This is a genomic window from Pseudomonas frederiksbergensis (genome assembly GCF_003732275.1).
Lineage (GTDB): Bacteria > Pseudomonadota > Gammaproteobacteria > Pseudomonadales > Pseudomonadaceae > Aquipseudomonas > Aquipseudomonas frederiksbergensis_H.
The window spans coordinates 219,635-242,839 of sequence record NZ_MOBM01000019.1 but is presented as its reverse complement, the minus strand read 5'-3'; the positions used below and the strand labels follow the sequence as shown (position 1 = coordinate 242,839).

Sequence of the window (23,205 nt, the reverse complement as noted above, 5' to 3'; positions counted from 1 at the left end):
ACGCTATAATCCCGCCCTTTAGCTGTCTCTCGCCCCTTGCGAGGGCACATTAATTTTTGAGGCGCGTTGCGCCTGCATGCAGACTAAAGAGGCTAGACCCCTGTGGCATTGACGATTCTTGGCCTGTCCGGCGCCCTTAGCCATGATCCTTCCGCAGCCCTGTATATCGACGGCAAGCTGGTCGCGGCGGCTGAAGAAGAGCGCTTCGTGCGCGATAAACATGCAAAGAACCGCATGCCTTACGAATCGGCGAAGTTCTGCCTTGAGCAGGCGGGTATCAAGCCGTCCGACGTTGACGTGGTGGCGATTCCGTTCGCCCCGATCAGCCTGTTCGGCAAGGCTCGCTGGCACTACGCCAAGCGTTACTGGTACGCCCCGGACCGCGCCCTCGATGCGATCCTGATGGGCAACCGTCGCTACAAGCGCTATCGCAACAAGATTGTCTGGTGCCTCGAACAGCTGGGCTTCGATCCAAAGAAAATCAAGATCGAGCCGGTCGAGCACCACCTGGCCCACGCCTCCAGTGCCTACCATTGCTCCGGCTTCAAAGAGAAAACCGCGATTCTCGGGATCGACGGCAAGGGTGAGTACGCCACGACCTTTTTCGGCTACGGCGAAAACGGCAAGATCCACAAGATCAAGGAATTCTTCGATCCGGACTCCCTCGGTGGCCTGTACGGCGCGATCACCGAGTTCCTCGGTTTCGAGATGCTCGACGGTGAGTTCAAGGTCATGGGCATGGCGCCGTACGGCGATGCCAGCAAATACGATTTCTCGCGTCTGGCCTCGTTCGAGAACGGCGAGCTGGTGATCAACACCGACTACGCCAACGTCATCGGCCTGCGTCGTTATAAAGAGAAGGGCAAAGGTTTCTACTTTTCGCCGAAGCTGATCGAGTGGCTGGGGCCCAAGCGCGAAGGTGACATCGCCGACGAGCCGTACATCCACTACGCCGCGAGCATGCAAGCGCTGTTCGAGAAACTGGCGTTGCAGATGATCGACCATTACCTGGGCGATGTGCTCAAGGAAACCGGCAAACTGGCCTTCGCCGGTGGCTGTGCGCTGAACGTCAAGCTCAACCAGAAAATCATTGCCCGCGACGACATCAAAGAACTGTTCGTTCAGCCTGCGTCCGGCGATGCCGGTACCGCGGTCGGCGCTGCGGCTTACGTGTCCCATGCCCGTGGTGTCCCGGTCGAAAAGATGGAGCACGTCTATCTCGGTCCGTCCTACAGCAACGAAGACGTGATCGCGGCCTGCGCCCGTCACCCGAGCGCGCCTGCATGGCGCAAGCTCGATAACATGCCGGAAAAAATCGCCAAAATCATGGTCGACGGCAACCCGGTGGCCTGGTTCCAGGGCCGCATGGAATTCGGTCCACGCGCCCTGGGTGGTCGTTCGATCATCGGTTGCCCGAGCGCGACCGGCGTGGCTGACCGCATCAACCACCAGATCAAGTTCCGCGAGCGCTGGAGGCCTTTCTGCCCGTCGATGCTCGACACCGTTGCACCGCAGATGATCAAGATCGATCACCCGGCGCCGTTCATGACCTTCACCTTCGAAGTGGCTGAAGAGTGGAAAACCCGCGTGCCGGAAGTCGTCCACGAAGACGGTACATCCCGGGCCCAGGTGTTGAAGCGCGAATACAACCCGCGCTACTACGACATGATGAAGGCGCTGGAAGTGCTGACCGGTAACGGTGTGTCGCTGAACACCTCGCTCAACCGTCGTGGTGAGCCGATGATCTGCTCGCCGACCGATGCCTTGAACATGTTCTTCGGTTCCGATCTGCAGTACCTGATCATGGAAGACATTCTGGTGGTCAAAGAAGGTGCGGACGGGTATGCGGTTGACTGACGTGCTGATCAGTGTCGTTATTCCTGCTTATAACTACGCCAAAACCCTGCCGCGTGCGGTGAAATCGGTGCTGGCGCAGTTGGGTGATGCCCAGGCTGAATTGCTGGTGATCGATGATGGTTCCACTGACGCGACGCCGCACGTTCTGGAGCAGCTCCTGGCTGAACATGCAGGATGCTTTAGAGCTCTGCGCAAACCCAATGGCGGTTTGTCTTCGGTGCGTAATCGCGGGATCGAGGAGGCTCGGGGGCAATACCTGATCTTCCTCGATGCCGATGATGAGATGGCGCCTGGTGCGCTGGCTGCATTGACTCAGCATATCTCCAGCAATCCTGACAGCCGTTTGATCATTGGCGGTCACTGGTCGGTGTTCGACGACGGTCGTCGCGTCCAGCACGCCGTAAAACCCTTGCCGGCCACCCCGCGCCAGCGGGTGCGTGGCTACTTGCTGGACAAGACGGTATCGCTGTCCAACGGCGCCTGCGCGATGCATCGCGAAGTGTTTGCACCGGGCAACTATCCTGAGCACTTGCGCAACGTTGAAGATATTCCGGTGTTTGCTCAGGTGTTGGCGCGTTTCCCGTGCAGTGTGCTCGATCAGCCCCTGGCCTTGATCTACAAGCATGACGACAGCATGCGCCATGACCTCAAGCAAAGCCTGGCGGCAGGCGTGGGGATGGTTGACGAGGTATTTTCCTCGGTACGCATGCCTCAAGAACTGCAGGACCTGCGCCAGGCTTTCCTGGCTCAGCGCTGCCTGTCGTTGTTCCGCGATTGCTACAGTGCCGGCGATTATGTCAATGCCAAGGCTTTTTACGCCCGCGCCGTGCGCGCCGATCTACGCTCGCTCACGCGCTGGTCCTATACCCGCAAGGCTATCCGGTCGTTATTTAAGTGAACACGCCGCCGTCTGACACAACTGTGTTCCAGGCTGAGGGATGCTGGGCACAAAAAGCGCGTGAGCTGGACCGTTATCGCTGGAAGCTACTGCGCGAGCGTCATGGTCGCTGTGGTAGCCTTTTGCGCCTGGTTCGTGATGTGCTGGTGGATGTGGCGATCGGGATTCGCGTCAAGGCGTGCTTGAGTGATTCGGTCGTCGCTGCGCCTTGTGAGGTGCTGTTGTTGCATTCGGCACCCAAGTCCATGGTGTTGCAGCGCAAGAATATTCTGATCGAGGGGCTGCGCAAGCGCGGGCAGCATGTGACAGAGGCAGCGTTACGTTCTCCCTCGGACGCCTGCGCCCAGCGTATGCTGCTGGCGCCGCCGCAGTCCGTACCGTTGCGTTATCTGGTGTACGCCGCCCATGCCCAGTGGTTGGTGATGACGTATTCGCCCAAGGTGCTGATCAATGAACGCAACGGTAGTCTTCATGCGCCGTTCCTGCGCCTGGCATTGGCTGCGCGTGGTGCTCGACTGCTGCAACTGGCCCATGCCACGACGCTGGAGTCTTCGCGGCGACTGGGGATGAACGATTACGACTACTACGGCGTCTTTGGGCATAGTTCGCTGGTTGCCTTGCAAGAAAGAACATTGCGGTTCGGTGAGTCGACAGTGGTGCTGATCGGTTCTTACCTCGCCGATGAAACCTATGATCTGCCAGTTGCCGATCCTGCTCTTCAGACGTTGTTAATTCTGGGGGTTGGCCCTGATCGGGAAAAAGAACCGGGCTACCAGCGCACCTATCAGTTACTGCGCGACTGGGCCGAACAGCATCCACATTATCGCGTACTGTTCAAGCGTCATCCGCGCAGCAAGGCGCAATTCTGGAGCGATGCCGCTGCGCAGTTAGCCAGCGTCGCCTTGCTGGATAGCAAGTGTTCATTGGCGCACGCTTTGGCGCAGGCCAGTGTTGTGGTCAATATCATGTCCAATGCAGGTATCGAAGCAGGGCTGGCGGGCCGGCCGGTAATCCATGTGAATGCGGGCAGCGATGTGGATATCTTCTCTCACTCGCTGTTTTTTGGGCCTCAAGTGCGCGATGAACATGAGTTTTCCCGCCAGTTGCAAGCGCTTGAGCAGGATTATCCGAGGCATGTGGCCCAGGCACGGCGTTTTGCCGATTACCACTTGGTATACGGTTCTCAGGGTTTGGCAAAGACCATTCAACTGGTTGATGACTTGCTGCGAGGCGCAGACCCTGCGCGAGACTTTGAGACCTTCAGGCTGTCTGCCGCCGGCTGACGCTGACAGCTTAGGGATTCAGCGCCAGGCTCAGTTCCCGTCCATTGCACACGCGTTGGTGGTTCAGGTAATGCTCAAGGAACTGGTTGTCCTTGAGCAGCCACTCGCGATCCTGGCGATAGCGCAACATATGCTTGAAATTGCGCAGACGCAGGCCTTTGCGCAGCGGCTTGCGATAGGTGCGCAGGTCGGCGATGTCGATCAGCCCCAGCGTGTTTTCAGGCGTCAATACCACATTGCCCAGGTGCGCAGAGCGAAAGTAGATACCGTCCTCATGCAAGCGTGCAATGAACTCACCCAGTTGTGCCCGAAGAGATTCGTTATTGCCGGTGCCCAGTAACTGGCGCAGGGTGCGACCGGGCAGGGGGTCGTAATGCACGGCATCGCGCTCGATGCTGGGGATGCGATAAATCTGGCGAACCGTTGGGCATTCGATATTGCGTTCGCGCAGTGTTCGGCAGTTGTCGGCGAAGCGCCGGGCGTAAGGCGCCCAAAGCGCAGAGGTCAGCAGGCGTTTGCGGCGAAACAGCTTGAGCATCGAGCCATCGGCCAGGCATAAAACTTTATCCCCTTTACCATCGGCCTCGAGAACGTCGGCGCCCTTGCGCATGTTGAGATAAGCGGTATGGTCGAGCGTTTGCATCAAGGCTCCAGGGCTTGGCCTCTGATGAGATGGGCAGCCGACTATGTTACCGCAGTGCGCATGCTGCAAAAAACCGCTGTGGTACAATCGCCTCACTTTTTAAGATGCAGTTGCCCGTTGCCTGGCGCAATACCATAGAGTGCTTGCTTCTGATTACTGGTTTTATACTTCTATACGCGGACGGGCGAATAACAGGGTGTTGATGTCTGCGGACTTGTCGCACGTGGTTATATTTGCGCTTTGGCGGGTGGATGCGGCCTATTTTTTGGACACCCTATGACGACAATGCTGTTCATTTCCCTGGCCAAACATCAAGGCCTCTACTTCAATCGGTTACTCAATGAGACCGAGCTACAAGGTAAAGTCGTTACCCCGCCACAGATGCCCTGGCCAAGGTTGTTGCAGACATCCAGAGTGCTTTCGCGAATCGACTGGCCGAGCCTGATCGAAGAAAAATGCGAGGAGCGGCGCGTCAAGAACAAAAACGATGGTCGCTTGTATCGTCTGTTGTTGCGTCTTGAGCTGATTTGGATGGCGCTACGTGCCCAGGCGTTGCTTGATCGCGAGCACCCCGATGCGCTGGTGTTCTGGAATGGTTCCCACCGCTACTGCCGATTGCTGACGGCCTTGGCGCCGTCGGGTTGTAAGACTTTTTTCTTCGAGAACGGCTTGTTGCCCGACACCACGACCGTTGATCCGCAGGGTGTGAATTACCTGAACGCCGTTCCGCGCGAGGCCGGTTTTTACCTCAACTATCCTTTTCCCGTGCCTGAAAGTCAGGCAGTGCCTAATCTGATTCCACGCCAGCCTCGTACCAGCGGCCCGGCACCGATTGTGCTGCCGGAGCAGTTCGTCTTTATTCCGTTCCAGGATGATCGTGATAGTCAGGTTCGGCTGTTTTCTCCCTGGATCAGGAACATGCACGAGATGTTTGCCTTGGGCGAGCGCTTGGCCAAAGAGACTGGTTTGACAGTAGTGTTCAAGGAACATCCATCCAGCCGCGAGACGTATCCCGGGTTGCATGAGCGTACTCACGAGCGCCTGTTGTTCGCCAACGGCAATGCCACTCAGCAGTTGATCGAGTCCAGCCAGTTTGTGATCACCCTGAACTCGACGGTTGGCCTGGAAAGCCTACTCTTGGGCAAGCCTGTGCTGACCCTGGGTCAGGCGTTTTTTAATATCGAGGGACTGGTGATGCATGCCGATAACGCCGAGCAGGTGATGGAGCTGGCGCGCGCATTCCCGCAATGGCCACTCAATGAGCGGTTGAGGCGTAACTTCCTCCACTACCTCTCCGAGCACTACTGCATCAAGGGTGGCTGGAAGAACGCTGACAAGGCCCAGTTGCAGCGGGTCGCCAATCGAATGCTGGGTAAAGCCGAGTGCTGACAGGAATGAAGAAACTTTTCGGTAAGGATGTCCTGGAAGTGTGGGCGTCTATCGGTTTTCTTGTGCTGCTGTGTGGAGCATGGGTACTGCCGAACAATAAACTTTATCACCAAATGATAATTTTCCTGCTCTGGCTGCCCGCCGTGTTGGCGCTGTTCCATCGGGATTTTCGGCTGATGCTCAAACAACCGGAGTGCCTCCTCTTCGCCATTTTCGTGGCTTGGACATTATTGGTGCTGATGGTTGAGGGGGGCGATAACATCTTCGGCAAAAGCAAGGTGACGCTCTATGTGACCCTTACCCTGTTAGGTGTGCTACTGGCTGCGCAGAACCGCAAGTGGCGCTTCGAGTCCATGTTGTTGTACGCATCGATTATGGGCGGTTTTTTTGCTGCGGCTTCCTGGGTCTACTTTTATGACGTATCTGCTCAACCTTTCAGCGGCAGGCTGATTGCCATTGGCTTGTGGGACACAGCAATCATGGCCGCGCATGCGGTGGGGGCCTTGCTGATTCTTGGCGTCTTCACGTTGCAGACCAAGCGCTTCAATCCCTGGGCGATGGTGTTGCTGCTGATTCCGGCGCTGGGATATGCGCTATTCCTGGGCTTCAGCCAAACCCGCGGTGTGTGGATCGGCTTGCTGGCCTGTCTCTTCGTGATGGGAGTGGCGCGACCGTCGCGCATGGCAGGCGGGCTGATCTTCCTGGTGGTCCTGGGGTTGGCGTCCATTGCTGTATTCAAGCCGGAAATTCTCTTGCAGCGTGGCGTTTCTTTCCGTCCCGAGCTATGGAACGGCGGCGTTCGCTTGATGCTGGATCACTGGATGATGGGGTTGGGGTTCCATGAGTACCTGATTCCTGTCCCTGAAATCGGACAGGCCTTCAAACATCCCCATAACCTGTTCCTGGATATCGGTGTGCGTCTCGGAGTACCTGGCCTGCTGCTGTTCGGCTGGTTGTGGCTGGCGGCTGGCTGGCGTGGCTGGATTTCGCGCGCGCAGCCACTGGGCCAGGTGTTGCTTGCACTCTGGGTGTTTTCCGGGGCGTCATTGATGACCGATGGCATTGGTCTCTGGCTCAAGCCCAATGCGGACTGGTTGATCACTTGGTTGCCGATTGCCTTGAGTATCGTGTTGGCCACTCGCGGGAGCAATGAAACCAAAGATTCCGTCTGGAGTGTTTCGACCCCTGATGCTCCTGGTCCGGAAGCGAAGTGCTGAAGCAGCGTTTTCGGTACCTCGTCCTGGCTGAGCCGATGTTGTAATTCGTTCGCTGTTACAATCCACAGGTTGTCTGTCTTTTTCAAACGTACGAGGCGCGCCGAATGGCCAATTCCGACCAGCAATCAAGCATGAAGATTTACCTGCGGTTGCTGAAATACGTGCTCCCGTACTGGGGCGCTTTCGCCATCAGTATTGTCGGCTTCGTGCTATTCGCATCTAGCCAGCCGATGCTGGCGGACATGCTCAAGCATTTTCTCGACGCCTTGCAGAAACCCGATGACACCAAGTTCCTGGGTGTCTCGCTGGTGCTCGGCGTACCGTTGTTGATTGTGCTGATTGCGGTCTACCAGGGGATCGGCTCATTTCTGGGCAACTATTACCTGGCCAAGGTTGCCCGTGGCGTGGTCCACGACCTGCGTTGCGCCTTGTTCGACAACCTGTTGACCTTGCCTAACCGCTACTTCGACAACCATAACTCCGGTCATCTTATTTCCCGCATTACCTATAACGTGACCATGGTCACCGGCGCCGCCACCGATGCGATCAAAGTGGTGATCCGCGAAGGCCTGACGGTGGTGTTCCTGTTCGCTTACCTGCTGTACAGCAACTGGAAAATGACTCTGGTATTGCTGGCGATCCTGCCGGTCATCGCGATTCTGGTGAGTAGCGCCAGCAAAAAATTTCGCAAGCAAAGCAAGAAAATCCAGGTGGCGATGGGCGATGTGACCCATGTGGCTTCGGAGACGATCCAGGGCTATCGCGTGGTTCGCAGCTTTGGCGGTGAGACCTACGAAATCGATCGGTTCCACAAGGCTAGCGCCGATAACATGAACCGCAGCCTGGGCATGACCCGTACCCAGTCGATCTACACGCCGATGCTGCAACTGGTGATTTACGTTGGCATGGCTGTGTTGATGTATCTGGTGCTTTACCTTCGCGGCGATGCCTCCGCTGGCGAACTGGTTGCCTACATCACCGCCGCCGGTTTGTTACCCAAGCCGATTCGTCAGTTGTCGGAAGTCAGCGCCACGATCCAGAAGGGATTGGCCGGTGCGGAGAGCATCTTCGAGCAACTCGACGAAGTACCGGAAGTCGATACTGGCACCAAGGAGATGGTGCGCGTCAACGGTCGCCTGGAAGTGCGTAACCTGAGCTTCCAGTACCCGGGCACCGAGAAAATCGTGCTCAACGATATTTCCTTTACCGCCGAAGAGGGCCAGATGGTCGCTCTTGTGGGGCGTTCAGGCAGCGGCAAATCGACCTTGGCCAACCTGATTCCGCGTTTCTATCACCACGACAAGGGCCAGATCCTGCTCGATGGTATGGATGTCGAGGAATACAAGCTGACCAACTTGCGTCGTCACATTGCCCTTGTGACCCAACAGGTCACCCTGTTCAACGACAGTGTTTCGAACAACATCGCCTACGGCGACCTTGCTGGCGCACCCTTCGAAGACGTGCGCAAGGCGGCCGAAGATGCCTACGCCGCCGAGTTCATCGACCAAATGCCTCAAGGCTACGACACCCTTGTGGGCGAAAACGGCGTGCTGCTTTCCGGCGGTCAGCGCCAGCGTCTGGCGATTGCCCGGGCACTGCTCAAGAATGCGCCATTGTTGATCCTCGATGAGGCCACCTCGGCCCTCGACACCGAATCCGAGCGGCATATTCAGGCGGCTCTGGAACAAGTAATGAAGGGCCGTACCACGCTGGTGATCGCTCACCGCTTGTCGACCATCGAGAAGGCTGACCTGATCCTGTTGATGGACCAGGGCCGCATCGTCGAACGCGGCACCCACGCCGAGTTGTTGGCGTTGAACGGTCTCTATGCACGCCTGCACGAGAAGGATTTCGTCGAAAGCACCGACGAGGCGATGACGGAGTCCCACGTTTGATTTTGAGTTACTGGCGAGCCTGGAGAGAAAGCGGCTGGGCGCCCATCGATGCAACGGCTTATACCCAGGCCTGGCAACAGTTTGGCGGCAGCGTGGCGACTCATCCCGAAGTGGTTGAGCGTCTGGCAGGGCTGGTAGGCATCCCGGTGCGTTATCTGGGTTGGTTCGTCGACGGTGAACTGTGCGCCGCGATGCCGACCTGGGGCCGTCATGTGGCCTTGTCCAAGGAAGTGCTCAAGCGTGAAGGCAAACGTGGCCTGCTCGATCTCGGCAATGCCGAGATCATCCTGCCGGTTGCCGAAGATGCTCAGGTTCGCATGCGGCATCACGCGCGTTATGTGTCCGAACTCAATGCCCCAAACATCACCGGTCTCGCGGAGCAACCTGAAGGCCTGGCGCTGGCTCGTGAACCAGAGGACTACAGCAAGAAGTTTCGCTACAACCAGCGTCGTGAACAGCGTTTGCTTGAAGAGGCGGGCGGCATCATCCGACCGATGCTGGAGCTGAGCGCCAGCGAACAGGCGACCATCTATGCCGACCTGTTCCAGCGCCGCTGGAACTTTGAAGCACCGGGCAAGGCGCGTCTTTCTGAAGTGTTCAGCCTGTTGCGTGAGTTCATGACCGGCTCCTTGATCTACCTGAACGACGAGCCGGTGGCGATCCAGATTCTGTACCGGGTCGAGGCGCCCAAGTGGGTCAGCCTGGAATACATTAACGGCGGTGTCGACCCGCAAAACCGCGAGTTCAGCCCTGGCAGCGTACTCAGTTTCGTCAACACCCAAGCCGCATGGGAGCAGGCCCGCGCCGTGGGCAAGCCGCTGCGTTACTCGTTCGGCCGCGCCGATCGTGAATACAAGGATCGCTGGTGTCACCGGGTTCCGGTCTACCGGGTTTGAGCGAGGACAGGCAGTCATGAGCGCACGCAAGCAACAATTGCTTAAACGCCATCGCCAACGCAAGCGCGTGGTGCTGATCGGTGCGTTGTTGGCTGCATTACTATTTGGCATTTTTGTCGCGTGGTGGCCGTTGCCGCTGCTCGTGCTGCTGGGCTGGGTCGCTCATGAAGCCTGGTTCGCCGACCATTTGTTCTATGCCCCAAGCGACGATTATCGCTACGACTTCCCGGCGGGTACGCCGCAATTCCCCACCACCCTGGTCAATGGTGTCTTACAGGTGAGGGGTGACTTTGGCGTGGCGCAAACCCTGGTTTTGCAGGTGCGGGTCAAGAGCCATTGGCTGGGGCGCTTTCTTGACCCTCAGGTATGGATCGGTGACGACCGTCAGGACCTGGAGCGCGGTGTTGCGGGAGAGCGTTTTCTCAATCTGTCCGGGCAAGGCTCGGCGCTGGCTGCCGGGACCCTGACATTACGTGGACGCTTTTGCAGCCTGGCGCCGCAGGCGACTTTGCACGCCCTGAGTCATCCGGATTTTGGCCAGCAGCGTCTACTCATCATCGCCCCCCATGCCGATGATGCTGAACTGGCGGCTTTCGGTCTCTATAGCCGGGCGTCCGAGGTGGCTATCGTCACACTGACCCAAGGCGAGATTGAGGCCGAAAACTACCACGATATGGGCCTCGACAGCGCTCAGGCCGCCCGACTCAAGGGGCGCCTGCGCAGTTGGGACAGCCTGGCAGTGCCGCTGTGGGGCGGGGTGCCGCAACAACAATGTGTGCAATTGGGCTACTACTGCTTGCAACTGAATGCGATGGCGCAGCAGCCGGAACAAAGCTTCGGTTCCCGGGAGTCGGGTGAGAGCGATATACGCGACGTGCGTCGGCACAATGCCCTGAGCCTGCCGGGTGACGTCGATGGTCAGCCCCATTGGCGCAACCTGGTGGCTGATCTGGCGCGTCTGCTTGAGCATCACCGTCCCGACGCGGTACTGACGCCCCATCCCGAACTGGATCCCCATAGCGATCATGTCGCCAGCACGCGCGCCTTGATGGAGGCGATTGAACTCAGTGCCTGGCGCCCGCGAACTCTGCTGCTCTATGCCAATCACCTGCATGACAATGACCGCTGGCCGATGGGCCCGGCGGATTATGGCACTGCTCTGCCGCCGACCATCGAGCCATTGCCTGCTGATGGGATATGGAGCCCGTTGCTGGACGCGCCAACCCGCATGGACAAAGCCATGGCCTTGGGCATGCAGCACGACTTGCAGGGCCGTCCACCGCTCAAAAGACGTTTGCGTCGGGTGATTCAGCGGTTATTGGCCGGGCGTCGCTGGCCCCGCACCGGTGAAGACGAGTTCTTCCGTAAAGCGGTGCGCCGACACGAACTTTTCTGGGTGCGTCCGCTGGATGTCCCTCCACAGGATGACCGCCGCTGAACCTCTTTGCTCGCATGCGGCCGTACTCTTTCGCTATGTTATTATCCGCGACGCTTTTATTGCCCCTGGAGTTTCCATGAAGTTATCCATGCCACGATTCGATCAGGCCCCTGTCCTGGTGGTCGGTGATGTCATGCTCGACCGTTACTGGCATGGTGGTACCTCACGGATTTCCCCTGAGGCGCCGGTACCGGTAGTCAAAGTCGAGCAAATCGAGGACCGCCCGGGCGGTGCCGCCAACGTTGCCCTGAACATTGCCGCGCTGGGTGCTCCGGCCTCGCTGGTTGGCGTGACCGGCGACGACGAAGCGGCTGACAGTTTGGTCAATAGCCTCAAGGGTGCCGGCGTGCGGGCGTTGTTCCAGCGTATCGCGCACCAGCCGACCATCGTCAAGCTGCGGGTAATGAGCCGCCACCAGCAATTGCTGCGCATCGACTTCGAAGAACCTTTCTCCACCGACGCCCTGGCGCTGGGCGAGCAAGTCGACGAACTGCTCGAAGGCATCAAGGTGCTGGTGTTGTCCGACTATGGCAAAGGCGCGCTGAAAAATCATCAGGTGCTGATCCAGGCCGCCCGTGCCCGTGGCATTCCGGTGCTGGCTGATCCCAAGGGCAAGGACTTCTCGATTTACCGCGGCGCGAGCTTGATCACCCCGAACCTCAGCGAGTTCGAAACCATCGTCGGTGGTTGCGCCGATGAGCACGAGCTGGTGAGCAAGGGCGCGCAGCTGATGCACGACCTCGACCTCGGCGCCTTGCTGGTGACCCGTGGCGAACATGGCATGACCTTGCTGCGCCCGGATCATCCGGCACTGCACCTGCCGGCCCGTGCCCGTGAAGTGTTCGACGTGACTGGCGCCGGTGACACGGTGATTTCTACCCTGGCGGCAGCAATCGCCGCTGGCGAAGAACTGCCGCACGCGGTGGCCTTGGCCAACCTGGCGGCGGGCATCGTGGTCGGCAAGCTCGGTACCGCAGCCATTAGCGCGCCGGAACTGCGTCGCGCGATTCAGCGTGAAGAAGGTTCCGAGCGTGGTGTATTGGGGCTGGAGCAGCTGTTGCTGGCCGTCGACGACGCACGTGCACACAACGAGAAGATTGTGTTCACCAATGGCTGCTTCGATATCCTGCATGCCGGCCACGTGACCTATCTCGAACAGGCGCGGGCTCAGGGTGATCGTCTGATCGTGGCGGTCAACGACGATGCGTCGGTAAGTCGCTTGAAAGGGCCGGGTCGGCCGATCAATAGCGTCGACCGCCGCATGGCCGTACTGGCCGGTCTGGGCGCCGTGGACTGGGTAATCAGCTTCGCTGAAGGCACCCCGGAAAACCTGCTGCGCGAGGTCAAGCCGGATGTGTTGGTCAAGGGCGGTGATTACGGGATCGACCAGGTGGTCGGTGCGGACATCGTCACTGCTTACGGCGGGACCGTGAAAGTGCTGGGGCTGGTGGAAAACAGCTCGACCACGGCGATTGTCGAGAAGATTCGCAATCACTGAAACGGCGCGGTTAGTGTGGCGAGGGAGCTTGCTCCCGCTGGGTCGCGAAGCGGCCCCAAAGCCATAGGCCGCGGTTTTCAGATAGATCACGTCGCGAGTTTTACGACTGCTGCGCAGCCGAGCGGGAGCAAGCTCCCTCGCCACAGGTTTCTTTATCGTGCGGCCTTGCGCGGCACGATTCTTTTCAGCAATTGCTTTGCTTTTCCGTGCAAGCGGGCTAAGCCTGAATCCTTCCCCGGCGGGCTCAGACCCTGTTGCCGTACCCAGTCTTTCCAGCGAATCCGCTCATCCTTCACCAGCCATCCTTCCTGCCGGGCAAAACTCTCCGCCAGATACAGCCCGCGGGTACTCGCCGGGTACAGCTGATCCTTTTTCAAGGTATACAGCTCGGCCATCGGCAGGCCGTCCTGCAGGGGCATCAAATACAAATCGGGACGTTTGCGATCGAGCCGGGCCACCAATTGATCGCCCTCCAGCCGTTCGTCCACATGGAACAGGCTCAGGGATTTGGCTTCCTTGGGCACATCCAGGCGCAAGTCGTAGATCAATTGCAGTGATGCGGTCGGCAAATGCACATAGGCCCTCGGCCGTTCGATCAGCGGCATGTTGGCGCAGCGCACCGGCCGCGCCGAGCCGGACAGCGGCGTCAGGCGAAACGGCAGGGCTTCGCGGTAATGCAGGGCGGACGAGTAGGGTGCCGGCAGCCAGGTGTCGTTGAAACGCCCGCTGAGCCAGCCCTCCGGGGTTTCCAGCAGGCACTCTTCGGCAATTTCCTGGGTCGCCGTGTGCAGCGGCAGATTCAGCTCATGGGCCGGCACGTAACCCGAGATCAGCTTGAGCACCACATCGCCGCGGTCCTGCCGGCGCTGACGCACCAACACCCAGTAATCGCGATTCTGCCAATGCAGGGTTAGGCGCACCGAAACCCCAAGGTTCGCCAGTTCCAGGGCGAACCGCTCGGTGTCGGGCACCGTTACCGGACGGCGGCGTTGCAAAGTCTGGGAGAAATTCAACGGCATCCCGACGCTCTGGTAACTCAGGCCTTCGGGCGTCGCTTCGACGAATAACGGCAGGGTCTTGAAGTTGCTCGGGTTCTTTCTTATCAGCGTACGCGGCATGTCGGCTCCTGCTTAAGGCCGCGTGGGCGGCATCAATGGCTAGGGTCTGTTGACGTTTGGTGGCGAACCGCGTTGCGCGCCAAAGAGCGCGAGGCAAGGCGCGGGATGCCGCCCATGGTTGTTCCCTTGGCAAATCCCGCAACGCAGCCTCGCGCTCTTTGGCGCGCAACCCGAAGGGACGTGGCCCATTTGGCGCAGGGCTGCGTTGCTCGGAACTTATTTGGAACAACCAAACCACGTTCCTCGCGCCTTGCCCTGCGCCAAATGGGCCGGCGTCGCGGTCGTCACCAAACGTCAACAGACCCTATGAAGGACCTGGGCAACGGTCGCGACGTTGTGGGCGAGGTGCAGCGGATTGATGGTCCCGACAATAGCACTGGCCACACCCGGGTGTTCAAACAACAACTCGAAGCTGGCGCGCACCGGGTCCACGCCCGGGCTCAAGCACACATGGCCGCTGGCCAGGGCTTTTTTGACCAGGATCGCTTTGCCGTGAGCAGCAGCATAGTCAATGACCGGCTTCTCGTTCTGATCGTTCAGATTGTAGGTGACCATCGCGCAATCACCTTGTTCCAGAGCCTTCAAGCCGCCTTCGACGGTTTTGCCGGAAAAACCGAAACCGCGAATCTTGCCTTCGCGCTTGAGCTCGGCAAGGGTCGCATAGACCTCGCTGTCATTGAGGATTGCCAGGTCGTTGCCGTCGGAATGCACCAGCACCAGATCGATAACATCCGTTTCCAGACGTTGCAGGCTGCGTTCCACCGACAGGCGAGTGTGGGCGGCGCTGAAGTCGTGGTGCGATTGGCCGTCGGCAAACTCTTCGCCAACCTTGCTGACGATCACCCAATCCTGACGTTGACCACGCAGCAACGGGCCGAGACGCTCTTCGCTGCGGCCATAGGCCGGCGCAGTGTCGATCAGGTTGATGCCCAAATCGCGCGCGAGTTTGAGTAGCATGCGCGCTTCGTCATCGCTGGGGATCTGGAAACCGTTGGGGTATTTCACCCCTTGATCGCGGCCGAGTTTCACCGTGCCCAGACCCAGGGGCGAAACCAGCAGGCCGGTGCTCCCCAAAGGGCGATGCAGATCGTGCAGGGTCGGTTGGCTCATGGCAGCAGTTGCTCCCAGGCAGGGACGCCCATCGGCGGTTTCGGCAGTTCCGGCAGCGGCGCCGGATGGCTCGGCTGGATGCCGTCGCGCTGCAGCGAAGCGATGACACGGTCAGCGAAGTCCGGCGCCAGGGCCAATTTGGTCGGCCAACCCACCAGCAGACGATTCTGCTCGGCGAGGAAGGCATTGTCCGGGCGAGTCAGGCCCGATTGCAGCGGCTCCGCGCGTTCGACCCGCAAGGTCGCCCACTGTGCGGTACTCAAGTCGATCCACGGCAGCAGGTTACCGAGTTCTTTTTGCGCGCTGGCGATCTGCGCCGCAGGCTCGCGGGCCACACCTTCGGCTTCGGCGATGTCGCCTCCCACGTACCAGACCCACTGGCCATCGGCGGCCGGGTGAGTGGTCACGGTGACGCGCGGCTTCGGCCCGCCGCCCAGGCAATGGGCGTACAGCGGTTTGAGGCCCGGGCCTTTGACGATGATCATGTGCAGGGGACGACGCTGCATGGCCGGTTGACTCAGGCCCAGCGCCGTGAGCAGGTCGGCAGTGCCGGCACCGGCGCTGAGAATGATGCGCTGGGCGCGGATCTCACGTTCGTCGATTTTCAAGCCGACCAGTTCGCCGTTTTCCAGCAGCGGTTCGATGTGCTGACCGGCCAGCAGACCGTCGCCAGCCAGATCGGCCAGGCGCTGGATCAGGCTCGGCACGTCGACCACCAGTTCCGTCAGGCGATAGACCTTGCCCTTGAAGCGCTTGTCTTGCAGCGCCGGCGGCAATTGATCGCCTTTAACCTGATCGACCCGCCCGCGCACGGCCTTGCTGGCGAAAAAACTGGTGAGGTTGCCGGCGAGGGTGCCGGGGGACCAGAGGTAATGGGCATCGGACAACACGCGCACGCCGGACAGGTCCAGTTCGCCGTCGCCGGCCAGCGCTTCACGCCAGCGACGCGGCATGTCGGCGATGGCTTCCGAGGCGCCGGTCAGGGCACCGTGCAGCGCGTACTTGGCGCCGCCGTGGATGATGCCCTGGGACTTCAGGCTCTGCCCGCCACCGAGGCTGGCGCTTTCCACCAGCACGGTTGAAAAGCCCTGGCGGCGCAGGCGCGCATTCAGCCAGAGGCCGGCGACACCAGCGCCGACAATCAGAACGTCGGTGGAAATAACGGATGGCATGCAGCGACCTCAGTGTTCAAGACGAGGGCGCAGTATACAGACTCGTGGATCGGAGCTAAGACGTGAAAAAAGATCGCAGCCTTCGGCAGCTCCTACAGGGTTATGTGTACACCTGTAGGAGCTGCCGAAGGCTGCGATCTTTTCTTTTAATGCCCCGCAGTCTTCGAGAACAACTGAATAACCACAACGCCCAGCACAATCAGCGCCATCCCCAGCATTGCCGGCACATCCAGCTTCTGCCCGTAGATAAACAGTGCCGCGACGCTGACCATCACGATGCCCATGCCGGCCCACACCGCGTAGGCCACCCCCACCGGTACGCTGCGCACCACCAGGGTCAGCATCCCGAAAGCAATACCGTAACCGACGATGACCAGCAGCAGCGGCAGTGGCGTGCTGAAACCTTTGACCGCTTTCATCGAAACGGTAGCGATTACTTCGGCGCAGATAGCAATGGCCAGGTAGTAGTAAGCGGTCATGGGTCAATCCTCGTGTGAAGTGTTGCTTCTGAGGTCGGCATTCTAGAGACTCGCCAGATGCGGTAAAGTCATTACCTATCTGCTCTGGAGATGGGTTGAGCCATGAACATGCAATGGAATCTGGAACAGCTGCGCTTGTTTGTCAGCGTAGCGGAACAGCGTTCGTTTTCTGCGGTGGCGCGGGATCAGCGCAAGGCGCAGTCGGCGGTCAGCAGTTCGATTGCCCTGCTGGAAGAGGACTTGGGTGTCAGCCTGTTCGATCGCAGCAGTGGTCGTCAGCCGAAACTCACCGAAGCCGGCACCGCCTTGCTTGAAGAGGCGCGGGAAGTGCTGCGCCAATGCGAGCGCCTCAATGGCCGGGCGCTGGCGATGATGCGCGGCCAGGAAGCGAGCCTGCGGGTGGCTCAAGACGAGGCGATGCCCTATCAAGCCGTCGTTGAGAGTTTCGAGGCTCTGGCGGAAAAGTTTCCCACCCTTGAGGTGCAGCTGACTAGCGCCGCGCAGGGTGATGTCGCGCGCAAACTGGTGGAGCGTCGGGCCGACCTGGGCTTGCTGTTTTATCACGATCAGATTCCCGAAGCCCTCGAGCGGCGAGTGCTGGGCAGCATCGAAATGGTCACGGTGTGCGGCGCGGGGCATCCCTTGGCGAAGCAGGCGCAGGTCGATTGTCAGCAGTTGGCGCAGCATCGACAGTTGCTGATGTCCACGCAGTCCAGCGTTTACCCCGGGAGTGAGCCAGCCAGCCCGCTGGTCTGGCGCGCCGACAGTTTTTACGTGATGGCCGAATGGGTGATGCGTGGTCTTGGCTGGGCCTGGTTGCCGCGACATGTGGTGCAGTACCCGGCATATCAGGATCAGATGGTCGAGCTGGCCAGCGAATGGACGCCGCCGGCATTGATTGTGGAGTTGGTCTGGCGTCGCGATGAGCCCCTCGGCCCGGCGGCCCGTTGGCTGGCGGAACGTTTTGCCGTGCATTTGCAGGCGATCAGCTAAAAAACCGATAAACTCCGCCGCCATGAATAGAACTCTCTACACCGCGCTGTTTTACCTGGGGCTGCCATTGGTAGCTATTCGGCTCTGGCTGCGGGCGCGCAAGGCGCCGGCGTACGCCAAACGCATTGGCGAACGTTTCTCTCTGGCGCTGCCGACGATGAAGCCGGGCGGCCTCTGGGTACACGCGGTGTCGGTGGGCGAAAGCATCGCCGCGGCGCCGATGATCCGTGCTTTGCTGCAACGGTATCCGACGCTGCCGATCACCGTCACCTGCATGACCCCAACCGGGTCTGAGCGCATTCAGGCACTGTTCGCCAACGAGCCGCGCATCCAGCACTGCTATTTGCCTTATGACTTGCCTTGCGCAGCAAAGCGATTCCTTGATCGGGCTCGACCGAAACTGGCGGTGATCATGGAAACCGAGCTCTGGCCCAACCATATCCATCAATGCGCCAAACGCGGAATTCCCGTGGCCCTGGCCAATGCGCGACTGTCTGAACGCTCAGCCAAAGGCTATGGCCGCTTTCATAAACTGACCCGGCCGATGCTCGCCGAGATGAGCCTGTTCGCGGTGCAGACCGAAGCCGAGGCGCAGCGCTTCCGGGATTTGGGCGCGCGCCCGGAAACCGTCGAAGTGACCGGTTCGATCAAGTTCGACCTGACCATCGACCCGCAACTGCTGCAGCGTGCCGGCGAATTGCGTGCGCAGTGGCAGGCACAGGATCGTCCTGTGTGGATCGCCGCGAGTACGCATGAAGGCGAAGACGACGTGGTGCTGGCTGCTCATCGTCGGCTGCTGGCCAATCATCCTGAGGCCTTGCTGATTCTGGTGCCGCGTCATCCGGAGCGTTTCAACCCGGTGTTCGAGTTGTGCCGGCAGCAGGGTTTCACCACGGTGCGGCGTTCGACGGGCGAGCCGGTTACCGCCAGCACTTCGGTGCTGTTGGGCGACACCATGGGCGAGTTGCTGTTTCTCTACGCCTTGGCCGATAGCGCGTTCGTCGGTGGCAGCCTGGTGCCGAACGGCGGTCATAACCTGCTGGAGCCGGCGGCCCTGGCCAAACCGGTGCTCAGTGGGCCGCACCTGTTCAACTTCCTCGAAATCGCCGCGCAGTTGCGCAGTGCCGGGGCGTTGGCCGAGGTCGATGATGCCGAAGGTCTGGCGCTGGCGGTGCAGCGGCTGTTCGAATTGCCGAGCGATGCGCAGCGGATGGCAGAGGCGGGGCTGAAAGTGATGCGCACCAATCAGGGCGCGTTGCAGCGGTTGCTGGATGGGTTGGGGCGGTTGATCGAGCGTTAGACCGAGTTGCCTGAAACAAAAAGATCGCAGCCTTCGGCAACTCCTACAGGGTGTACATCAATCCCAATGTAGGAGCTGCCGAAGGCTGCGATCTTTTGCTTTTAAGGTCTGGCTTTGAGCTGTTCCGCCGCAGCCTTGGCCAGATCCGGCGGCAGGAAGTCCTTGTCCGGGTTGTAGTCGGCTTTGAGATAGCGCGTCAGGTCCTGCAAATCCCCCGGGTTCAAGGTGCCGGCGGCTTGCTTCAAGCGCAGGTTGTCGAGGATGTAGTCGTAGCGGGTGTTGTTGTAGTTGCGCACCGAGGTGTACAGCTGACGCTGGGCATCGAGCACGTCAACGATGTTGCGCGTCCCCACCTGATAGCCGATTTCGGTTGCTTCCACCGCGCTCTGGTTGGAGATGATCGACTGCCGACGGGCCTGCACCTGCTCGACGTCGGTGTTCACGGCGCGGTGCAGGTTGCGGGTGTTTTCCACCACTTGGCGACGCAGGCCTTCACGTTGTTGTTCGGTCTGGTCCAGACGGGAGTAAGACTCGCGCACCTGGGAGCTGGTCAGGCCGCCGCTGTAGATCGGAATATTCAGCTGCAAGGCGAGCGTACGTTGCTCGACGTTGCCGCCATACGGCGTTCCAAACGAATTCGGGTTGCTGAAACCCAAGGCATCGTTGTCGCCTTTCTCATACTTCGCCACCGCATCCAGCGTCGGTGCGTGACCGGCCTTGCGTTGCTTGAGGGTTTCTTCGGCGGCGCTGACCGCGTAGTTGCTGGCCAGCAAATTCAGGTTCTGTCTGGCGGCGGTGTCGACCCAGGCCTTGGCGTCGTTCGGCGCTGGCGGCAGGATCGGCAAGGTGTGGACGATGCCCTGGATCGAGTTGTACTGTCGGTTGGTCAGGGTGATCAAGGCTTCAAACGCATCATCCACCTGACGCTGGGCCAGAATCCGGTTGGCCCGCGCGGTGTCGTAGCTGGCCTGTGATTGCAGCACGTCGGTCTTGTCCGACAGGCCGACATCGAAGCGTTCATTGGACTGGTCGAGTTGGCGCTTGAATGCCGCTTCTTCGGCCTTGGTCGAGGCCAGGTTGTCCTGGCTGCGCAGCACGTTGAAGTAGCTTTCGGCGCTTTGCAGGATCAGGTTCTGCTCGGTGGCCGAGAGTTGCAATGCGGCTTGCTCGTTGACGTCCTTGGCCGCTTGGAACTGGAACCAGCGATCGGCGCGGAACAGCGGCTGCGCAAGGGTTGCCTGATACGAATGAGCGCTGCGGTTAGCGACGGCTGAAGGCTGGTCGATCGAGGTGCGCACGTTGGCCACTTCGGCACCACCGGAAATGTTCGGCAGCAGGCCGGCGCGGGCCTGGGGCACGACTTCCTTCTGAGCGCCGTATTGGGCACGGGCGGCGGCGAGGTCGGCGTTGTTGTCCATCGCTTCCTGATAGACGCTGACCAGGTCAGTCTTGGTCGATAAGGGCGCTTCTGCTGCCCAGGCCATTCCATTGGACGCACAAGACACGGCAAGGGCCAGTGAGAGTTTGCGCAGCATGAGGCCATCCCTAAAAAATTACGCTGATAATTTGAGCGCCAAGGCTACGGCGCGGCGCCCTGCAGCGTCAAGGCGCGGCACGGCGTAGCGAGTGTAGTTGCACGCAGGCACGGCAACAATCCGGTAATTGCGCCATTCATCATGGTGTTTGCTGCGGAGTTGGCGTTCTTTGCCGGTTGTGTCTAGACTGGCCGGGTTCTTGTCGGGGTGCCTTGCTATGAGGCTGAGATCGAATAATTTCGGATCCCGTTGAACCTGATCAGGTTAGCGCCTGCGTAGGGAACAAGATTTCTCGTCACCCGGCGAGTCCTCTTGTGCTTCGTCCGGGATGTTGTTCGACAATCGAACACCCCTCGAGCACCGAGCACAGCACCAGCTGGTTTTCCCAGCGCCCGTGCGTCCATTCGTTTACAGGTTCGCTCCGACAAAAATCCACTGCCTGGATGTGTGTCTGGAGAGCCCGTGATGACTACAAAATCAAAAATCGAAACCAATCTGAGTGACTCGGCCAAGGTCGATCAGCAATCGGTTCAGCCGTTTACCCGCTCGCAAAAAATCTATGTCCAGGGCACTCGCCCGGACATCCTCGTGCCGATGCGCGAAATCAGCCTGGACGTGACCCCGACCGACTTCGGCGGCGAAATCAACGCGCCGGTGGTGGTGTATGACACCTCGGGCCCGTACACCGACCCCAACGTCATCATCGACGTGCGCAAAGGCCTCTCCGATGTGCGTTCACCGTGGATCGAGTCCCGTGGCGACACCGAGCGTCTGCCCGGCCTGAGCTCCAACTTTGGTCAGGAACGCCTGGCCGATGCGGAATTGACCAAGCTGCGTTTCGCCCACGTGAACAACCCGCGCCGCGCCAAGGCCGGGGCCAACGTCAGCCAGATGCACTATGCGCGCAAAGGCATCATCACCGCCGAGATGGAATACGTCGCCATCCGCGAAAACATGAAGCTCGAAGTGGCCCGTGCCGCGGGCTTGCTGGACCAGCAGCACGCCGGCTACAGCTTCGGCGCCAGCGTGCCGAAAATCATCACGCCGGAATTCGTCCGTGAAGAGATCGCCCGCGGTCGTGCGATCATTCCGGCCAACATCAACCACACCGAACTGGAACCGATGATCATCGGCCGTAACTTCCTGGTGAAGATCAACGGCAACATCGGCAACAGCGCCTTGGGTTCGTCCATCGAAGAAGAAGTGGCGAAACTGACCTGGGGCATTCGCTGGGGTTCGGACACGGTCATGGACTTGTCCACCGGCAAGCACATTCACGAAACCCGTGAATGGATCATCCGCAACTCGCCGGTGCCGATCGGTACCGTGCCGATCTACCAGGCCCTGGAAAAAGTCGGCGGCGCCGCTGAAGACCTGACCTGGGAGCTGTTCCGCGACACGCTGATCGAGCAGGCCGAACAGGGCGTCGACTACTTCACCATCCACGCCGGTGTGTTGCTGCGCTATGTGCCACTGACCGCCAAGCGCGTGACCGGCATTGTTTCCCGTGGCGGTTCGATCATGGCCAAGTGGTGCCTGGCGCACCACAAGGAAAACTTCCTCTACACCCATTTCGAAGACATCTGCGAAATCATGAAGGCCTACGACGTCAGCTTCTCGCTGGGTGATGGCCTGCGTCCGGGCTCGATTGCCGACGCCAACGACGCCGCACAATTCGGTGAATTGGAAACCCTCGGCGAGCTGACCAAAATCGCCTGGAAGCACGACGTACAGTGCATGATCGAAGGCCCGGGCCACGTGCCGATGCAGTTGATCAAAGAGAACATGGACAAGCAGCTCGAGTGCTGCGACGAGGCGCCGTTCTACACCCTCGGCCCGCTGACCACCGACATCGCCCCAGGCTACGACCACATCACCTCCGGTATCGGTGCGGCGATGATTGGCTGGTTCGGTTGCGCCATGCTCTGCTACGTGACGCCGAAGGAGCACTTGGGCCTGCCGAACAAGGATGACGTGAAGACCGGGATCATCACCTACAAGATCGCCGCTCACGCTGCCGACCTTGCGAAGGGGCATCCGGGCGCGCAAATTCGTGACAATGCCTTGAGCAAGGCGCGTTTCGAATTCCGTTGGGAAGACCAGTTCAACCTGGGCCTGGACCCGGACACCGCGCGTTCGTACCACGACGAAACCCTGCCGAAGGATTCGGCCAAGGTCGCGCACTTCTGCTCCATGTGCGGACCGAAATTCTGCTCGATGAAGATCACTCAGGAAGTCCGTGAATACGCGGCCAACCAGCGGATCGAAACTGTCGATGCGGAAGTTGCGCAAGGTCTGGCAGAACAGGCTGAGCGGTTCAAACAGGAAGGTAGTCAGTTGTACAAGAAGGTTTGATCTGGCTTTCGGCGGCGGTGATTTCACCGCCGCCATCGCGAGCAGGCTCGCTCCCACAGGGGATTTGTGAACGACACAGATCCAATGTGGGAGCGAGCCTGCTCGCGATAGCGATCAAAAAAACAACAA

18 protein-coding genes and 1 riboswitch are annotated in these 23,205 nt (G+C 59.8%); of the genes, 12 read left to right on the top strand and 6 right to left on the bottom strand.

The genetic code is table 11. The features are described from left to right. Positions 1-102 precede the first annotated feature (102 nt). From BK662_RS15165 to BK662_RS15155, 3 genes are read left to right on the top strand one after another with little or no spacing between them, the layout of a single operon-like run. Positions 103-1,857, top strand: a complete 1,755-nt coding sequence (locus tag BK662_RS15165) for a carbamoyltransferase family protein (protein WP_030130449.1) — start codon at positions 103-105, stop codon at positions 1,855-1,857. Further along, a complete protein-coding gene (locus tag BK662_RS15160; protein WP_185047131.1) occupies positions 1,844-2,755 on the top strand; it encodes a glycosyltransferase family 2 protein in 912 nt (303 codons plus the stop codon). The genes BK662_RS15165 and BK662_RS15160 overlap by 14 nt, the downstream gene beginning before the upstream one ends. Beyond that, entirely contained in the window at positions 2,752-4,038 is a 1,287-nt protein-coding gene (locus tag BK662_RS15155; RefSeq protein WP_259695920.1) for a CDP-glycerol glycerophosphotransferase family protein, read from the top strand. The genes BK662_RS15160 and BK662_RS15155 overlap by 4 nt, the downstream gene beginning before the upstream one ends. Before the next feature lie 10 nt (positions 4,039-4,048). Here the strand turns inward: BK662_RS15155 and BK662_RS15150 are convergent, their stop codons facing one another. Continuing rightward, positions 4,049-4,681, bottom strand: a complete 633-nt coding sequence (locus BK662_RS15150; RefSeq protein WP_123358726.1) for a BUD32 family EKC/KEOPS complex subunit — start codon at positions 4,679-4,681, stop codon at positions 4,049-4,051. Between the two features lie 276 nt (positions 4,682-4,957). Here BK662_RS15150 and BK662_RS15145 point away from each other — a divergent pair, with 276 nt between their 5' ends. The 6 genes from BK662_RS15145 (at position 4,958) to hldE (ending at position 13,014) form a co-directional block, all read left to right on the top strand. Continuing rightward, the gene (locus BK662_RS15145; protein ID WP_123358725.1) at positions 4,958-6,070 is read left to right on the top strand and encodes a capsular polysaccharide export protein, LipB/KpsS family; all 1,113 of its coding nucleotides are present in this window, start codon (positions 4,958-4,960) and stop codon (positions 6,068-6,070) included. Continuing rightward, positions 6,064-7,287 (top strand): O-antigen ligase family protein, encoded by a 1,224-nt coding sequence (locus tag BK662_RS15140; protein WP_148057935.1) that lies wholly within the window; start codon positions 6,064-6,066, stop codon positions 7,285-7,287. The genes BK662_RS15145 and BK662_RS15140 overlap by 7 nt, the downstream gene beginning before the upstream one ends. A 104-nt stretch (positions 7,288-7,391) precedes the next feature. Beyond that, a complete protein-coding gene (gene msbA, locus BK662_RS15135; RefSeq protein ID WP_123358723.1) occupies positions 7,392-9,182 on the top strand; it encodes a lipid A export permease/ATP-binding protein MsbA in 1,791 nt (596 codons plus the stop codon). Continuing rightward, complete coding sequence (locus tag BK662_RS15130) at positions 9,182-10,078, top strand: GNAT family N-acetyltransferase (RefSeq protein WP_123358814.1); 897 nt, start codon at positions 9,182-9,184, stop codon at positions 10,076-10,078. Before msbA ends, BK662_RS15130 begins: the two co-directional genes overlap by 1 nt. A gap of 16 nt (positions 10,079-10,094) precedes the next feature. Next, positions 10,095-11,516, top strand: coding sequence for a PIG-L deacetylase family protein (locus tag BK662_RS15125; protein ID WP_123358722.1), 1,422 nt, complete (start codon positions 10,095-10,097; stop codon positions 11,514-11,516). A gap of 76 nt (positions 11,517-11,592) precedes the next feature. Beyond that, on the top strand, positions 11,593-13,014 hold the full coding sequence (hldE, locus tag BK662_RS15120) for a bifunctional D-glycero-beta-D-manno-heptose-7-phosphate kinase/D-glycero-beta-D-manno-heptose 1-phosphate adenylyltransferase HldE (protein ID WP_030130457.1): 1,422 nt from the start codon (positions 11,593-11,595) through the stop codon (positions 13,012-13,014). A 152-nt stretch (positions 13,015-13,166) separates the two neighbouring features. Here the strand turns inward: hldE and BK662_RS15115 are convergent, their stop codons facing one another. From BK662_RS15115 to BK662_RS15095, 4 genes are all read right to left on the bottom strand, one after another. After that, positions 13,167-14,132: a metal ABC transporter ATPase gene (locus BK662_RS15115; protein WP_123358721.1), complete on the bottom strand. Its 966-nt coding sequence runs from the start codon at positions 14,130-14,132 to the stop codon at positions 13,167-13,169. A 294-nt stretch (positions 14,133-14,426) separates the two neighbouring features. After that, complete coding sequence (locus BK662_RS15105; RefSeq protein WP_123358719.1) at positions 14,427-15,242, bottom strand: aldo/keto reductase; 816 nt, start codon at positions 15,240-15,242, stop codon at positions 14,427-14,429. Then, the gene (locus tag BK662_RS15100) at positions 15,239-16,414 is read right to left on the bottom strand and encodes an NAD(P)/FAD-dependent oxidoreductase (RefSeq protein ID WP_123358718.1); all 1,176 of its coding nucleotides are present in this window, start codon (positions 16,412-16,414) and stop codon (positions 15,239-15,241) included. The genes BK662_RS15105 and BK662_RS15100 overlap by 4 nt, the downstream gene beginning before the upstream one ends. 146 nt (positions 16,415-16,560) lie before the next feature. Next, the gene (locus BK662_RS15095) at positions 16,561-16,893 is read right to left on the bottom strand and encodes a DMT family transporter (protein WP_052965993.1); all 333 of its coding nucleotides are present in this window, start codon (positions 16,891-16,893) and stop codon (positions 16,561-16,563) included. 102 nt (positions 16,894-16,995) lie between these two features. Between BK662_RS15095 and BK662_RS15090 the strand changes: the two genes are divergently transcribed. Together BK662_RS15090 and waaA are read left to right on the top strand one after the other, a co-directional pair. Continuing rightward, positions 16,996-17,886: a LysR family transcriptional regulator gene (locus tag BK662_RS15090; RefSeq protein ID WP_123358717.1), complete on the top strand. Its 891-nt coding sequence runs from the start codon at positions 16,996-16,998 to the stop codon at positions 17,884-17,886. A 22-nt stretch (positions 17,887-17,908) separates the two neighbouring features. After that, the gene (waaA, locus tag BK662_RS15085) at positions 17,909-19,186 is read left to right on the top strand and encodes a lipid IV(A) 3-deoxy-D-manno-octulosonic acid transferase (protein ID WP_123358716.1); all 1,278 of its coding nucleotides are present in this window, start codon (positions 17,909-17,911) and stop codon (positions 19,184-19,186) included. 101 nt (positions 19,187-19,287) lie between these two features. Here waaA and BK662_RS15080 read toward each other — a convergent pair whose 3' ends face one another. Beyond that, positions 19,288-20,721 carry a TolC family outer membrane protein gene (locus BK662_RS15080; protein ID WP_123358715.1) on the bottom strand — a complete coding sequence of 478 codons (1,434 nt, stop codon included), beginning with the start codon at positions 20,719-20,721 and terminating at the stop codon, positions 19,288-19,290. 193 nt (positions 20,722-20,914) lie between these two features. Further along, positions 20,915-21,020, top strand: a riboswitch (TPP riboswitch). A 166-nt stretch (positions 21,021-21,186) separates the two neighbouring features. On the opposite strand from BK662_RS15080, the gene thiC reads away from it, so the two are divergent. Continuing rightward, positions 21,187-23,076: a phosphomethylpyrimidine synthase ThiC gene (thiC, locus tag BK662_RS15075; RefSeq protein WP_123358714.1), complete on the top strand. Its 1,890-nt coding sequence runs from the start codon at positions 21,187-21,189 to the stop codon at positions 23,074-23,076. Positions 23,077-23,205 lie beyond the last annotated feature (129 nt).